At 66.3% G+C, this 12,522-nt stretch carries 12 protein-coding genes and 1 pseudogene; 6 read left to right on the top strand and 7 right to left on the bottom strand.

All coding sequences use genetic code 11. The features are described 5' to 3' along the window. Positions 1–6: 6 nt before the first annotated feature. On the bottom strand, positions 7–1,695 hold the full coding sequence (locus E3O54_RS09290; protein WP_134401459.1) for a long-chain-fatty-acid--CoA ligase: 1,689 nt from the start codon (positions 1,693–1,695) through the stop codon (positions 7–9). A gap of 55 nt (positions 1,696–1,750) precedes the next feature. Between E3O54_RS09290 and E3O54_RS09285 the strand changes: the two genes are divergently transcribed. Further along, entirely contained in the window at positions 1,751–3,562 is a 1,812-nt protein-coding gene (locus E3O54_RS09285) for a DEAD/DEAH box helicase (protein WP_104101489.1), read from the top strand. A gap of 122 nt (positions 3,563–3,684) precedes the next feature. Beyond that, positions 3,685–4,086 carry a VOC family protein gene (locus E3O54_RS09280; protein WP_104101492.1) on the top strand — a complete coding sequence of 134 codons (402 nt, stop codon included), beginning with the start codon at positions 3,685–3,687 and terminating at the stop codon, positions 4,084–4,086. A gap of 218 nt (positions 4,087–4,304) precedes the next feature. Here the strand turns inward: E3O54_RS09280 and E3O54_RS09275 are convergent, their stop codons facing one another. Continuing rightward, positions 4,305–4,805, bottom strand: a complete 501-nt coding sequence (locus E3O54_RS09275; RefSeq protein ID WP_134401458.1) for a hypothetical protein — start codon at positions 4,803–4,805, stop codon at positions 4,305–4,307. A 101-nt stretch (positions 4,806–4,906) separates the two neighbouring features. On the opposite strand from E3O54_RS09275, the gene E3O54_RS09270 reads away from it, so the two are divergent. Beyond that, positions 4,907–5,146 carry a metal-sensitive transcriptional regulator gene (locus E3O54_RS09270; RefSeq protein ID WP_134342390.1) on the top strand — a complete coding sequence of 80 codons (240 nt, stop codon included), beginning with the start codon at positions 4,907–4,909 and terminating at the stop codon, positions 5,144–5,146. Here the strand turns inward: E3O54_RS09270 and E3O54_RS09265 are convergent. From E3O54_RS09265 to E3O54_RS09255, 3 genes are all read right to left on the bottom strand, one after another. Further along, a complete protein-coding gene (locus E3O54_RS09265) occupies positions 5,143–5,916 on the bottom strand; it encodes a sulfite exporter TauE/SafE family protein (protein ID WP_370247660.1) in 774 nt (257 codons plus the stop codon). The two genes, E3O54_RS09270 and E3O54_RS09265, sit on opposite strands and share 4 nt — an antisense overlap. Next, positions 5,913–6,221, bottom strand: a complete 309-nt coding sequence (locus tag E3O54_RS09260) for a rhodanese-like domain-containing protein (RefSeq protein ID WP_134342391.1) — start codon at positions 6,219–6,221, stop codon at positions 5,913–5,915. The genes E3O54_RS09265 and E3O54_RS09260 overlap by 4 nt, the downstream gene beginning before the upstream one ends. Before the next feature lie 302 nt (positions 6,222–6,523). Next, positions 6,524–7,885 (bottom strand): rhodanese-like domain-containing protein, encoded by a 1,362-nt coding sequence (locus tag E3O54_RS09255; RefSeq protein WP_134401457.1) that lies wholly within the window; start codon positions 7,883–7,885, stop codon positions 6,524–6,526. A gap of 179 nt (positions 7,886–8,064) precedes the next feature. Here E3O54_RS09255 and trxA point away from each other — a divergent pair, with 179 nt between their 5' ends. Beyond that, on the top strand, positions 8,065–8,445 hold the full coding sequence (trxA, locus tag E3O54_RS09250) for a thioredoxin (RefSeq protein WP_104101506.1): 381 nt from the start codon (positions 8,065–8,067) through the stop codon (positions 8,443–8,445). Positions 8,446–8,510: 65 nt separating this feature from the next. Further along, positions 8,511–8,900: pseudogene (locus tag E3O54_RS17360) on the top strand (DUF2202 domain-containing protein); the annotation flags it as partial. A gap of 126 nt (positions 8,901–9,026) precedes the next feature. Here the strand turns inward: E3O54_RS17360 and E3O54_RS17355 are convergent. Both E3O54_RS17355 and E3O54_RS09235 read right to left on the bottom strand, forming a co-directional pair. Next, on the bottom strand, positions 9,027–9,308 hold the full coding sequence (locus E3O54_RS17355) for a rhodanese-like domain-containing protein (protein ID WP_370247709.1): 282 nt from the start codon (positions 9,306–9,308) through the stop codon (positions 9,027–9,029). A 416-nt stretch (positions 9,309–9,724) separates the two neighbouring features. Then, positions 9,725–10,423, bottom strand: a complete 699-nt coding sequence (locus E3O54_RS09235; protein ID WP_104171164.1) for a haloacid dehalogenase type II — start codon at positions 10,421–10,423, stop codon at positions 9,725–9,727. 367 nt (positions 10,424–10,790) lie between these two features. On the opposite strand from E3O54_RS09235, the gene E3O54_RS09230 reads away from it, so the two are divergent. Then, positions 10,791–12,404 carry an isocitrate lyase gene (locus E3O54_RS09230; RefSeq protein WP_134401455.1) on the top strand — a complete coding sequence of 538 codons (1,614 nt, stop codon included), beginning with the start codon at positions 10,791–10,793 and terminating at the stop codon, positions 12,402–12,404. The last annotated feature ends 118 nt before the right edge of the window (positions 12,405–12,522 follow it).

The raw sequence follows: 12,522 nt of genomic DNA, 5'->3' as shown, positions 1-12,522 counted from the left end.
TCAGTCTCAGAGCCCCGGCAGGACCTGCTCGCGCACCTGCTTGCGCAGGATCTTGCCGAGCATGGAGCGGGGCATGTCCTCGATCGTGACGATCCGGCGCGGGATCTTGTAGGCGGCGAGGTGCTCGCGGCAGTGCTCCCGCAGTGCATCCTCATCGAGCGGCACTCCGGGCTTCAGCTCGACTGCCGCGACGACCATTTCCCCGCCGCGTTCGAGAGCCTTGCCGACGACGGCCGCGTCGACGACATCCGCGTGCAGTCGCAGCACCGCCTCGACCTCCGAGGGCGAGACGTTGAAGCCGCCGGTGATGACGAGTTCCTTGGCGCGGTCCACGATCGTGGTGAAGCCGTCTGCGTCGACGGTCACGATGTCCCCCGTGCGCATCCAGCCGCCGGGGAGGAGGGCCTTCGCGGTCTCCTCGGGGTTGTTCCAGTAGCCCTGGAAAACCTGGGGGCCCTTCAGGAGCAGCTCGCCGGGCCGGCCCTGCACTACCTCCACGGTGGGGTCGTCCAGGTCGACCACCTTCATCAGCGTGGAGGGAAAGGGCACGCCGACCGTGCCGGGCCGGCGGGTGGGGTGGAACGGGTTGCCGAGGGCCACCGGCGACGTCTCCGTCATGCCATAGCCCTCCACCAGCAGCCCGCCCGACACCGATTCCCACAGTTCCACGACATGGTCGGGCAGGTTCATCGCACCCGAGATGCAGTACTTGCAGGAGCGCAGCGAGATTCCGCGCTCCTTCGCCACCACGGCCGTGCGCTCGTAGATCGGCGGCACCGCGCAATACACCGTGGCGGGCGACTTCTTCATGGCGTCGAGAATCAAGTTGGGGTCGAACTTGGGGAACAAGACGAGCAGACCTTGCTTACGGATGCCGTAGGTCAGGTAGAGGGTCATGCCGAACGCGTGGAACATCGGCAGGATCGCGTAGAAGACCTCCTTGCGGTACTCGGCCCCGTGCATCCATGCCTCGCCCTGCAGAGCGTTGGAGTACAGGTTGAAGTGGGTGAGCATGGCGCCCTTGGGCTGGCCCGTGGTGCCCGAGGTGTACTGGAGGGCCGCGAGGTCGTCGACCGACGGGCGCGGATGCGCGGGATCGATCGGGAGATGGCTGAGCAGTTCCTTCCACGGGATCGTGCCCGGCGCGGCAATCGTGAGGGCCTCGCGGGATTCGCGCAATTTCTTCACCGGCAGGTGCAGGGCGAGGCGCTTGAGGGTCGGGAACGCCAGGAGCAGGTTCACGGACACGATGTGGTCGATCTCGATGTCGCGCGGGAAGGCGCGAACGGAGGCCACGGACTTGTCCCAGGCGATCACGATGCGCGCCTGGTGGTCCTCGAACTGGTGGCGGAGTTCCCGCGAGGTGTACAGCGGATTGTGCTCGACCACCACGGCACCCAGGCGCAGCACCGCGTAGAAGGCGACGACGTGCTGGGGGCAGTTCGGCAGGATCAGGGCCACCCGGTCTCCCGCTCGCACCCCGAGGTGCCGCAGACCCTCCGCAACCCGGTCGACCTCGTCGCCGAGCTCGGTGTACGTCGTGCGGCGCCCGAAGAACTCGAGTGCGGGGTGGTCACCGGCCTCGGCCACGGCCCGCTCGAGCATCGCGACGAGCGACTCCGTGGGGAGCTCGATCTCGGCCGGGACGCCCGGCTGATAGTTCTTTACCCAGGGTTGCTGCTGCGTTGTCGACATGGTCTTATCCTCCCGCACGAACGGGGCGCACTCTCCGATGGATTACCGTTGTAGTATGCACACCCCTGACACGACCCCCACGCAGAGCGAGGCAGATACTGCCCGCGACACGAAAACCTTCGCCGACCTTGGGCTCAATGATTCGATGCTCAAGGCGCTCAAGGACGTCGGGTACGAAACTCCCTCCGCCATTCAGGCCGCCACCATCCCCCCGCTTCTCGCCGGGCGCGACGTCGTCGGCCTCGCCCAGACCGGAACCGGCAAGACTGCCGCGTTCGCGCTGCCGATTCTTTCGCGCCTCGACCTGGCGCAGAAGACCCCGCAGGCACTCGTGCTCTCCCCGACCCGTGAGCTTGCCCTACAGGTCTGTGAGGCATTCGAGAAGTACGCCGGTCATATGCGCGGCGTGCACGTGCTCCCCGTCTACGGCGGCCAGGGCTATGGCGTGCAGCTCTCCGCGCTGCGTCGTGGGGTGCACATCGTCGTCGGTACGCCCGGCCGCATCATGGACCACCTCGAAAAGGGCACGCTCGACCTGTCGCAGCTGAAGTACCTGGTGCTCGACGAGGCCGATGAGATGCTCAAGATGGGCTTCGCCGAGGACGTCGAGACGATCCTCGCCGACACCCCGAACGACAAGCAGGTCGCCCTGTTCTCGGCGACCATGCCGCCGCAGATCAGGCGGATTTCGAAGAAGTACCTGAACGACCCTGAAGAGATCACGATCAAGAACAAGACCACGACCTCCGCGAACACGACCCAGCGCTACCTGATGGTGTCGTACCCGCAGAAGGTCGACGCGCTCACCCGCATCCTCGAAGTGGAGAACTTCGAGGGCATGATCGTCTTCACCCGCACCAAGAACGAGACCGAACTGCTCGCCGAGAAGCTGCGCGCGCGCGGCTACTCCGCCGCTGCCATCAACGGCGATGTGGCCCAAGTGCAGCGCGAGCGCACCGTCAACCAGCTCAAGTCCGGCAAGCTGGACATCCTGGTCGCAACGGATGTCGCCGCGCGCGGCCTCGACGTCGACCGCATCAGCCACGTCGTCAACTACGACATCCCGATCGACACCGAGTCGTACGTGCACCGCATCGGCCGCACCGGCCGAGCCGGCCGCAGCGGCGCAGCGATCAGCTTCGTCACGCCGCGCGAGCGACACCTGCTCAACGCCATCGAGCGGGCGACCCGCCAGCCGCTGACGCAGATGCAGCTGCCCAGCTTCGAAGACGTCAATGTCACCCGCCTGGCACGCTTCGACGACGCCATCACCGAGGCCCTCGGCCAGTCCGAACGGATCGGCGCCTTCCGCGACATCATCGGTCACTACGTCGCACATCACGACGTGCCCGAAGCGGATGTCGCGGCGGCCCTGGCGGTCGTCGCCCAGGGAGAGACTCCCCTGCTGCTCACCCAGGCGGATGCCCGCGCGCAGCGGCCCGAGCGTGCCGACCGCGGCGACCGGGCAGAGCGCGCCCGCGCCGACGCCGGTCGCGGCGACCGCCGTGACGAACGCGCAGAGCGCGGCGAACGCGTGGAGCGGGTGGAACGCCGCCCCCGCGACAACAACCGCGCGATGGCCTCGTACCGCATCGAGGTCGGCAAGCGCCACAAGGTGGAACCGCGCCAGATCGTCGGCGCTCTCGCCAACGAGGGTGGCCTGAGCCGCGAAGACTTCGGTCACATCCAGATCAACCCGGAATACTCGCTCGTCGAGCTGCCGGCCGACATGCCGGGCGACGTGCTGGGCCGACTGGAGAACACCCGCATCAGCGGCAAGCTCATCGAAATCCGTGCCGACGGCGGCGGACCGGTCCGTCGCGAGGGCCGCACCGAGCGCCCGCCGCGCCAGCCGCGCAGCTACTAGGCACCTGCCTCGGCAGGGCACGGGGTATCCGCGATCCGCTACCCTGCCGGGGGCTATCCAACTCTGGTGCAGAGTGCAATCGTCGTCGGCGAACCACATGGTTCCTGACGAAGGAGATTGACATGTTCACCAGTTCCGAGGCCTTCAGTTCGTTCTCCGTTGACGACATCGACAAGGCGAAACGCTTCTACGGTGAGACCCTCGGTCTCTCCGTCACGGAGGGCATGATGGGCAACCTCGAGGTTCGGCTCGGCAACGGCGCGCAGCTGTTCATTTACGTCAAGCCCGATCATGTGCCGGCGTCCTTCACCGTTCTCAACTTCATGACCGACGACGTCGAGAAGACGGTCGACGAGCTCAACGCCCGCGGCGTGACCACGAAGATCTACGGCGATGCGGATCTGGCCGACATGCCGCCCAACGACGAGAAGGGCATCATGCGCGACGAGGAAGACCGGGCCCAAATCGCCTGGTTCACGGACCCGGCCGCCAACGTGCTGGCCGTGGTCGCGGAATCCATGTAGCGGTGTACCCGGTGATCTGGAACGGGGAGACCAGCCAAAACATCATCGGCCGTTGGAGACCTCCGTCGGGAGCAGACCGGAACTCGGCGGTCTCAGCGCGCAGGAACGTGACCTCCTGAGCACCACGGTCTTCCGGGCAGTGGAGCGTCGGTGCGACTGTTGGGGGTTTGACTTCCTGTGGTTGCCGGTCGGCTCGACCCTCTGGCGCCCTGACGGTGTCAGCGGCTCCGCGTCGCCGGGAACAGCGGCTTGCAGGTCGTGCAGACCTCGCCGTCCTCACCGTTTACACTCCGATCGTCGACGGCACGGTGCTCGATGCCCAGACGCTCGAGCAGCGCCCACGCCAGCAGCGCGATCGCGGCGACGGCGACGACCGGGCGAACGGCGGCCGCGATAAGTGGAACGGCCTCCCGCAGTTCGGTGGTGAGATAAACCGCGATCAGGCCGAGCACGGGCCAGCGCACGTCACACCGGGTGGCTTCCCCGCCGATCGGGGCATCGAAGTAGCTGGCGACGACCAGGCCGATCAGCCCGGCCCCGACGACCGTGACCGCATAGGCCCAGACGGCACTGGGGAACATCAGTGATCCGCCGGCCACGGCAACGGAGCCCGAGGCGAGTGTCAGCGCGGTTAACGCCGCCGCCGCGATGCCGGCTGCGACCATCCGTCTTCGGCGAGGCCAGATGCGGAGGTCGGTGAACGTTCTAGAGATTCTCATGGTGTGGCTGATTCCTCGATTGTCAAAAGGGTTGATACCCCACGGGGTATTTTATACACATGTAGTCAGACCCGACAAGGCCAGATGATCTGCGCAAGACCATGAGCCGGCTCAAGCGCGCCCAGGGGCAACTCGTCGCGGTGATCGCCGCCGTCGAAGCAGGCACCGACTGCCGGGCGGTCGTCACCCAGCTCGCCGCCGTCTCCAGCGCCATCGACCGCGCCGGCTTCACGATCATCACCTCCGCGATGAAGGAGTGTCTCCCCGACCAGGGCGACACCGTTGACAAGAAGCCCCTCCACGTGGAGGAACTCGAGAAGCTGTTCCTAGCGCTGTCCTAGTCGACAAGCGCCACCACGGCCTGCACGGCCACATAGACCGCGACGATCAGAACCAGAACGGCGAATCCGCGTTTCAGCACAGTGTCGGACAGTCCGCGGGCGAGCCGGCCGGCGATCAGCGACGCAGCCATGGCCGTCACGGCGAACGCACCGGTCACGGCCAAGTCGATCTGCACGTCACCCAGGTGCGCGGTGAACCCGGCCAACGAGTTGATGACGATGATGACCAGCGAGGTTCCCACGGTCACGCTCATGGGCAGGCCGAGCACGAGGGTGAGCGCGGGCACGATGAGGAAGCCTCCACCGACTCCGAGCAGCCCGGTCAGGAAACCGACCACCGCGCCGGTGGCGATCGCGCGGGGCAGGCAGCTGCGCCACCTGATCTCCCCGCCCGGGAGCGCACAGGGGCCGCCGCCAGGTCGGGGCGGCATGAACATGCGGATGCCGGCGATCACCATGATCACGGCGAAAATCAGCAACAGAACTCCCGGGTTAAGCAGCCGGTTGACCATGGTGCCCAGGTAGGCGGTCGCCACCCCGGCCGACCCGACGATGGTGGCCAGCCGCCAGTTGACGCCGCGACGCAGCCGCGGGAGCACGGCGACGGCGGAGGCCGCTCCGACAACGATCAGGGAGGTGGGGATCGCCTCCTCCAACGGCAGCCCGACCCCGTAGACGAGGGCCGGCACGGCGATGATCGCCCCGCCCCCACCGACCAGGCCCAGCAGGGACCCGACGATGAGCCCGAGGACGAGGGCCGCGATGATCACGGGCGCTGAGGCAGAACAGTGGGCAGCCGCTCAGCAGTCCACTCGAGCATTCCGCCCGTCATCGTATTCGCGTCGAATCCCGCGGCAGCCACGTAGTCGGCGGCGCTGGCGCTGCGACTCCCGCTGCGACAGCCCAGGATCACGGGTCGCTTCGGGTCCAGAGCTGCGGTGTTCTCCGGAATCGTACTGAGCGGAATGTGCCGGGCTCCGGCGATCATGCCGTCGAGAAGCTCGGGGGTTTCCCGCACTTCGACGATCTGCGCCTCGGCCAGGCGGCTGAAGACCTGCTGCGGGGTGAGTTCCATTATGAGTGCCTTTCCAGGGACAGATTGGGGCGGAATGGTGCCCACAGAACCAGGAGGACTCCGGTCAGCGCGACGACGCCGAACAGGACCGCTCCCAGAAGACGATGGGGAGCACCAGGGCCGCGTACCAAAACAGGCCCGGCGTGAGCACCCCGGGCAAAAACGGAGAGACTGATCGAGACGACAGTGTCGAGGCCAGAACCGAAGAGCACACCGATCGGCAGCATCTTCCAGGGACGGTCCACGAGCCGGGACTGCGCTTCTCGGCCGGGTGGATCGCCGTTCGCTTTCCCGGCATGGGGTTAGACGGTCAGCTCGGCCAGGGTGAGTCCGGCAGCCGTGGCCTCGTCGAAGTTCCCGTCGACGTGCACGACCTCACGGCCGGCGCGCTGCAGAAGGCTGGCGGCGACCCCGGCACGGTAGCCGGAACCGCAGTGCACCCAGATTGTGCCGGCCGGGATCTCCTCCATCCGGGAGAGCAACTCGTGCAGCGGAACATTCACCGCACCGAGCAGGTGGGAACCGGCGAACTCGTCGGCGCGACGGGTGTCCAGGAGGACATCCTGTTCGGCGCGGCCCTGCAGCATCCCGACCCAGCCCACACGCGGGTAGGTGGCGACCGGGGCATCCGGGGCCAGGGCGTGCGGCTCGGTGCCGATGGCGGCATCCGGCGAGTCGATGCCGATGCGCGACAGGTCACGGATGGCGTCCTCGACGTCTGCGCGGTCGCCGACCAGGGTGAGCTGCTCCTTCCAGGGCAGAACCCAGCCCAGGTAGGTGGTGAAGTTCGAGCCGTTGCCGTATTCGAAGCTCACGGCACCCTGCAGGTGGTTACTCGAGAACGCGACCCGGTTGCGCAGGTCGACGACCCACTCCCCCTCGGCCAGGCGCCGGGTGAGCTCGACGGCGTCGAGGGACTCGGGCACCTGCAGGTTCGGCGCGCCGGGACCCTGCGTATTCGCGGGGGCCATGTGCGCGTAGTAGGAGGGGTAGGCGGTGAGGTTGGTGATCAGGTCGCGCACGAAGTGCTCCTCATCGGAGTCGGTCAGGGCGTGGTTCGCCGTGAGCTGTTCGCCGATGGTGGATGCTCCGGCGCCGGTGGCCGGGCCGCTGGAGCAGAAGGAGCCGAACCCGTGGGTCGGGAAGAGCGCGGCGTCATGCTCGGCCTTGTGCACGAGCCGGCGCACCGAGGCATACTGGTCGTGGGTGAGCGCGACCGTGTCGGTCGTGGCTACCAAGTCGGTGCGTCCGACCGAGCCGAACAGCAGGCTGCCGCCGGAGAAGACCGCCTCTTCGCTGCCGTCGCTGACAATGTAGGACACGTGGGTGTGGGTGTGCCCCGGCGTGGCCACCACGGTGACGGTCAGGCCGCCGACTGGGAAGACCTGGCCGTCGGTGACCGGCTCCCGCTCGAAAGTGACGGAGTCGGCGGCGTTGACCAGGTACTTCGCGCCGTGCACCCGGGCGAGCGCGAAGCCGCCGGTCACGTAGTCGTTGTGCAGGTGGGTCTCGGCGACGTGGGTGATGGTGACTCCGGCCTCGCGTGCCGCGCTCTCCACCCGGTCGGTGTCGCGCTGCGGGTCGATGACCAGCGCGACCGCGCCGTCGTGCACCAGGTAGCTGCGGTCTCCCAGCTGCGGGGTTTCGATAACGATAACGTCCATGGTTCGAAGTCCTCCAAGTCTTGCGTGCGTCGTGCTGACGTCTTGCCTGCGTTGTGCGTGCGCTCGGATCGCACATTGGATACGATACCCCCAGGGGTATCTGAAAAGCAACCTGTCGGGCCGCTCCGGGCGTCGCCCGACGCTTGACCAAAATACCCCATGGGGTATATTCTGGAGTCATGGCAACCATTGACACCACCGAGAAAACCTTCGACCAGACCATCACCGACAACTCCATCGTGCTGGTGGACTTCTGGGCGGCCTGGTGCGGCCCGTGCCGCATGTTCGCGCCCACCTTCACCGCCGCGTCCGAGAAGCACCCCGACATCGTGTTCGCCAAGGTCGACACCGAGGCCGAGCAGAGCCTGGCCGCCGCCGCGGGCATCCGTTCGATCCCGACGCTGATGGCCTTCCGCGATAAAGTGCTGGTGTTCTCCCAGCCCGGCGCCCTGAACGCCTCCTCACTGGAAGAGGTCATCACCGCCGTGCGGAGCCTCGACATGGACGAGGTGCACGCCAGCATCGCGGCACGCCAGGCCGCCGACAAGGCGTCTGCCTGACCGGCCTCTCCGCCTTACCGACTCCCGGCGACGCCCCCCAGGCCGGCCAGTCGAACCCGAGCGGCATGGTCATGGGCACGCTGACCGAGGACCAGAAGTCAGAGCTCGCGGCGATGAGCGAAGAAGAGAAGCTCGCGTACGACCTGTACGCCGCATTCGACGCCCAGTACGACCCGGCGCTCTCTACCCGCATCGCCAAGTCGGAATCCAAGCACCTGGATGCCGTGTGCACCCTCCTGGAGCGGTATGAGCTCACCGACCCGACCGTCGGACTGGAGGCCGACGAGTTCCTGACCGACGACACCCAGGACCTCTACGACACCCTCCTCGCCGAGGGCTCGGTCAGCGTGGACACCGCGATGGAGGCCGGACGCGCGGTCGAGGAGACCGACATCGCCGATCTGACCATCGCGGTCGAGGGCGTCACCGCCCCCGACGTGCTGAAGGTCTACGAGCGACTGCTGGCCGCTTTCGAAAGCACCTCGTCGCTTTCGGCGGCTAAGCACCGGCAACACCGCGAAGGGCACCCACGCTCGTGGGTGCCCTTCGCGGTGTTGTGGGTGGTGCCGGTGTTGCGGGCACTACGGGGTCGTGACGATCGGGAGACCGGTGGAGACGGTGGCGGCAGACATGGCGCCGGCATCCGTCACCGAGGTGAACCCGAGATCGGCCAGACGGGCCGCCGCGGCGGCCGAACGGCTGCCCGAGCGGCAGTACACGACGTAGTCGCCGTCGGTCGGCAACGCCGCAACCTGGCTGTCGAAGTCGGATGACTGCACATCGATGTTCAGCGCGTCTTCGAGGTGACCGGCGGCGTACTCCCCGGGGGTGCGCACGTCGATCACGACGGTGCCGGCCGCCATGGCGGACTCAGCCGCCGGGGCGACCGGAGCGGAGCACGCGGTGAGGCCGAACAGGGCGGCACCGGCCAGGACGAGTGCTGCGACGAGGTTCTTCATGCCTAGTTGCAGGTGCAGCGCTGAGCGGGCGGGATGTCGGCCATGACGCTGTCGACGTGCTCACCGCAACCGGTCCAGGTGATCTTGCCGCAACGGTTACAACGAATGGGGCTGCACATAGCTGACTCCTTCTCGATTCACTGAAAGTATCAGTATACCCCCTAGGGTATCTAGAGCGCCACCATCGGCCTCGGTCTCTTTCCCGACAGCCCTTGCCCCCAGACCACGGCCCGCCCGAACGAATTCGACGGAGATTTTCCGATTTTCGACCTGTGTGGGCCACAAACCGGGCTCCAGAGCCAAAATCTCCGTCGAATTCGTTAGGGGCGATGGGCGGGGTGCGAGTCGCGGGCGAGCTGGGTGGCCAGTTCGCCGAGGGCGGTGATGGTGTGGTCCGGTGCCGCGAAGAAGCTGGGGTAGATCTCATCGGCGCGGTTCAGCCACGCAGTGCGGAGGCCTGCCTGCGCGGCCCCGTGGATGTCCCAGGGGTGCACGGCCACCAGGAGCAGGTCGCCCGGCTTCACTCCGCAGACATCCGCGGCGTAGTCGTAGGCGGCCCGAACCGGCTTCCAGGCCGGGGCGTCCTCCACCGTGAGCAGAGCCTCGAACTCCCCTCGGAGACCCGCGCGGGTCAGGAGGGACTCGGCCACCTGCGCGGATCCGTTGGAGAAGGTCACCAGGCGCAACCCTGCACTTTTCAGATCACGGATGCCGTCGGCAATGTCCGGATGCAGGCTCAAAGTCTCGAAGCCGTCCATCACGTGGCGCACCGAGTCGTCGAGGCTACGGGTCAGGTCGACGTCGCGGAGGACCCCGCGCAGGATCTCGGATCCGATCATGGAGAATTGCGCGGTTCCTCCCGCGGCGGCGAGGGCGAAGCCGTCCCGCAGCAGCGAGGCGAACCAGACCCGGGCCAGGTGGGCCGGGGCTCCGATCTCCACGAACCGGGCGCTCAGCGGGGACATATCGGAGAGGGTTTCGTTGACGTCGAAAACGATTACTGAAGGTGTGCTGTTCATAGTGATTTCCTTTGATTGGTGCGGTTCTGCCGCCGTGCCTTTCCCGCGAGGAACACCCCAGCCACGGTCAGGGCTCAGGTGGTCCTCCGGTCAAAGCTTTCTTCCGCGCAACACCCTAGTCGCGCGGGGAGGGATCCACCGGGGTGGCCTCCCCTCCGATCCCACCTGGGTCGTCGATCTCGGCATATTTCCGGTCACGATCCGGCTCGCTCAGGGAATTCTTCTCAAACGAAGAAGAATCCCAAAAGTTCTGCCGGGAATCGTGAAGAAGACCGCTTGTTATTGCAGCAGTCTTCAAGTAGCAGCCGATAACGGGCCGCCGGAAGCCGTCCAACGCTCTGCACAATTCAACGTCGAAGGAATGCACATGACCATCTATCAAGACGACACCCAGGCTGTCGAAGCTCTCAAGAACGCGGCCGGAAGCAGCTGGGACGCGATCAACCCTGAGTCGGTCGCCCGCATGCGTGCACAGAACCGCTTCAAGACCGGCCTCGAAATCGCCCAGTACACCGCCGACATCATGCGCAAGGACATGGCGGAGTACGACGCGGACTCCTCCGTCTACACACAGTCCCTCGGAGTCTGGCACGGCTTCATCGGCCAGCAGAAGATGATCTCGATCAAGAAGCACCTGAAGACCACGAACAAGCGCTACCTGTACCTGTCCGGCTGGATGGTCGCTGCTTTGCGAAGCGACTTCGGCCCGCTGCCCGACCAGTCCATGCACGAGAAGACGGCCGTTCCCGCGCTGGTCGAGGAGCTCTACACCTTCCTCCGCCAGGCCGACGCCCGCGAGCTGGACCTGCTATTCACCGCCCTGGACGGGGCCCATACCGCCGGCAACGACGCCAAGGCCGCGGACATCCAGGAACAGATCGACAACTACGAGACCCACGTCGTGCCGATCATCGCGGACATCGACGCCGGTTTCGGTAACCCCGAGGCGACGTACCTTCTGGCCAAGAAGATGATCGAGGCAGGCGCCTGCGCCATCCAGATCGAGAATCAGGTCTCGGACGAGAAGCAGTGCGGCCACCAGGACGGCAAGGTCACCGTTCCCCACGAGGACTTCATCGCGAAGATCAACGCCGTGCGGTACGCGTTCCTCGAGCTCGGCATCGACAACGGCATCATCGTCTCGCGCACCGACTCGCTCGGTGCCGGCCTGACGCAGAAGCTCGCCGTGACCTACCAGCCCGGGGACCTGGGCGACCAGTACAACTCCTTCCTCGACGTCGACGAGATCACCGAGGCCGAGTTGGGTAACGGGGATGTTGTCATCAAGCGCGACGGCAAGCTGCTGCGCCCCAAGCGCCTGGCAAGCAACCTGTTCCAGTTCCGTCAGGGCACCGGTGAGGCCCGTTGCGTGCTCGACAGCATCACCTCGCTGCAGAACGGCGCGGACCTGCTCTGGATTGAGACGGAGAAGCCGCACGTCGCCCAGATCGCCGGAATGATGAACGAGGTTCGCAAGGTCATCCCGAACGCCAAGTTGGTCTACAACAACAGCCCGTCGTTCAACTGGACGCTCAACTTCCGTCAGCAGGCGTACGACAACCTGCTCGCCGAGGGCAGGGACGTGTCGGCCTACGACCGCGCGAAGCTGATGAGCGTCGCCTACGACGAGACCGAGCTCGCTCAGATCGCTGACGAGAGCATCCGCACCTTCCAGCGCGACGGCTCGGCCGAGGCCGGCATCTTCCACCACCTCATCACTTTGCCGACCTACCACACGGCCGCGCTGTCCACCGATGACCTGGCCAAGGGCTACTTCGCCGACCAGGGCATGCTCGCCTACGTCAAGGGTGTGCAGCGTCGAGAGATCCGTGAGGGGATCGCCACGGTCAAGCACCAGAACATGTCCGGCTCCGACATCGGTGACAACCACAAGGAGTACTTCGCCGGCGAGGCCGCCCTGAAGGCCGGCGGCACCAACAACACGATGAACCAGTTCGAGGAACCGGCACTGAGCCACTAGCCCGAGTTCTGCAGAGGTCGCAATGAAGAAGCCCCAGTCGCAGAACTGGGGTTTCTTCGTTGGCCCTCCACCTTGGCCGGCAGGCTGAGGTTGTGCCAATCCTTGCCCGCAAAGGCTT

This window comes from Cryobacterium sp. TMT2-4 (assembly GCF_004402575.1).
In the GTDB taxonomy this organism is placed as follows: Bacteria; Actinomycetota; Actinomycetes; order Actinomycetales; family Microbacteriaceae; genus Cryobacterium; species Cryobacterium sandaracinum.
Note: the sequence above shows the minus strand (reverse complement) of the source record. Positions and strands in the feature narration are given on the sequence as shown.

Bases quoted from the DNA above. Each gene is read 5' to 3' on its own strand.
- E3O54_RS09235 (WP_104171164.1), bottom strand. From the start codon at position 10,423: ATGAACAGCACACCTTCAGTAATCGTTTTCGACGTCAACGAAACCCTC.
- E3O54_RS09290 (WP_134401459.1), bottom strand. From the start codon at position 1,695: ATGTCGACAACGCAGCAGCAACCCTGGGTAAAGAACTATCAGCCGGGC.
- E3O54_RS09275 (WP_134401458.1), bottom strand. From the start codon at position 4,805: ATGAGAATCTCTAGAACGTTCACCGACCTCCGCATCTGGCCTCGCCGA.
- E3O54_RS09255 (WP_134401457.1), bottom strand. From the start codon at position 7,885: ATGGACGTTATCGTTATCGAAACCCCGCAGCTGGGAGACCGCAGCTAC.
- E3O54_RS09285 (WP_104101489.1), top strand. From the start codon at position 1,751: ATGCACACCCCTGACACGACCCCCACGCAGAGCGAGGCAGATACTGCC.
- E3O54_RS17355 (WP_370247709.1), bottom strand. From the start codon at position 9,308: ATGGCGGCCGGCACCGTCGTGATCGACGTGCGCACCCCCGGGGAGTAC.
- trxA (WP_104101506.1), top strand. From the start codon at position 8,065: ATGGCAACCATTGACACCACCGAGAAAACCTTCGACCAGACCATCACC.
- E3O54_RS09230 (WP_134401455.1), top strand. From the start codon at position 10,791: ATGACCATCTATCAAGACGACACCCAGGCTGTCGAAGCTCTCAAGAAC.
- E3O54_RS09280 (WP_104101492.1), top strand. From the start codon at position 3,685: ATGTTCACCAGTTCCGAGGCCTTCAGTTCGTTCTCCGTTGACGACATC.
- E3O54_RS09270 (WP_134342390.1), top strand. From the start codon at position 4,907: ATGAGCCGGCTCAAGCGCGCCCAGGGGCAACTCGTCGCGGTGATCGCC.
- E3O54_RS09260 (WP_134342391.1), bottom strand. From the start codon at position 6,221: ATGGAACTCACCCCGCAGCAGGTCTTCAGCCGCCTGGCCGAGGCGCAG.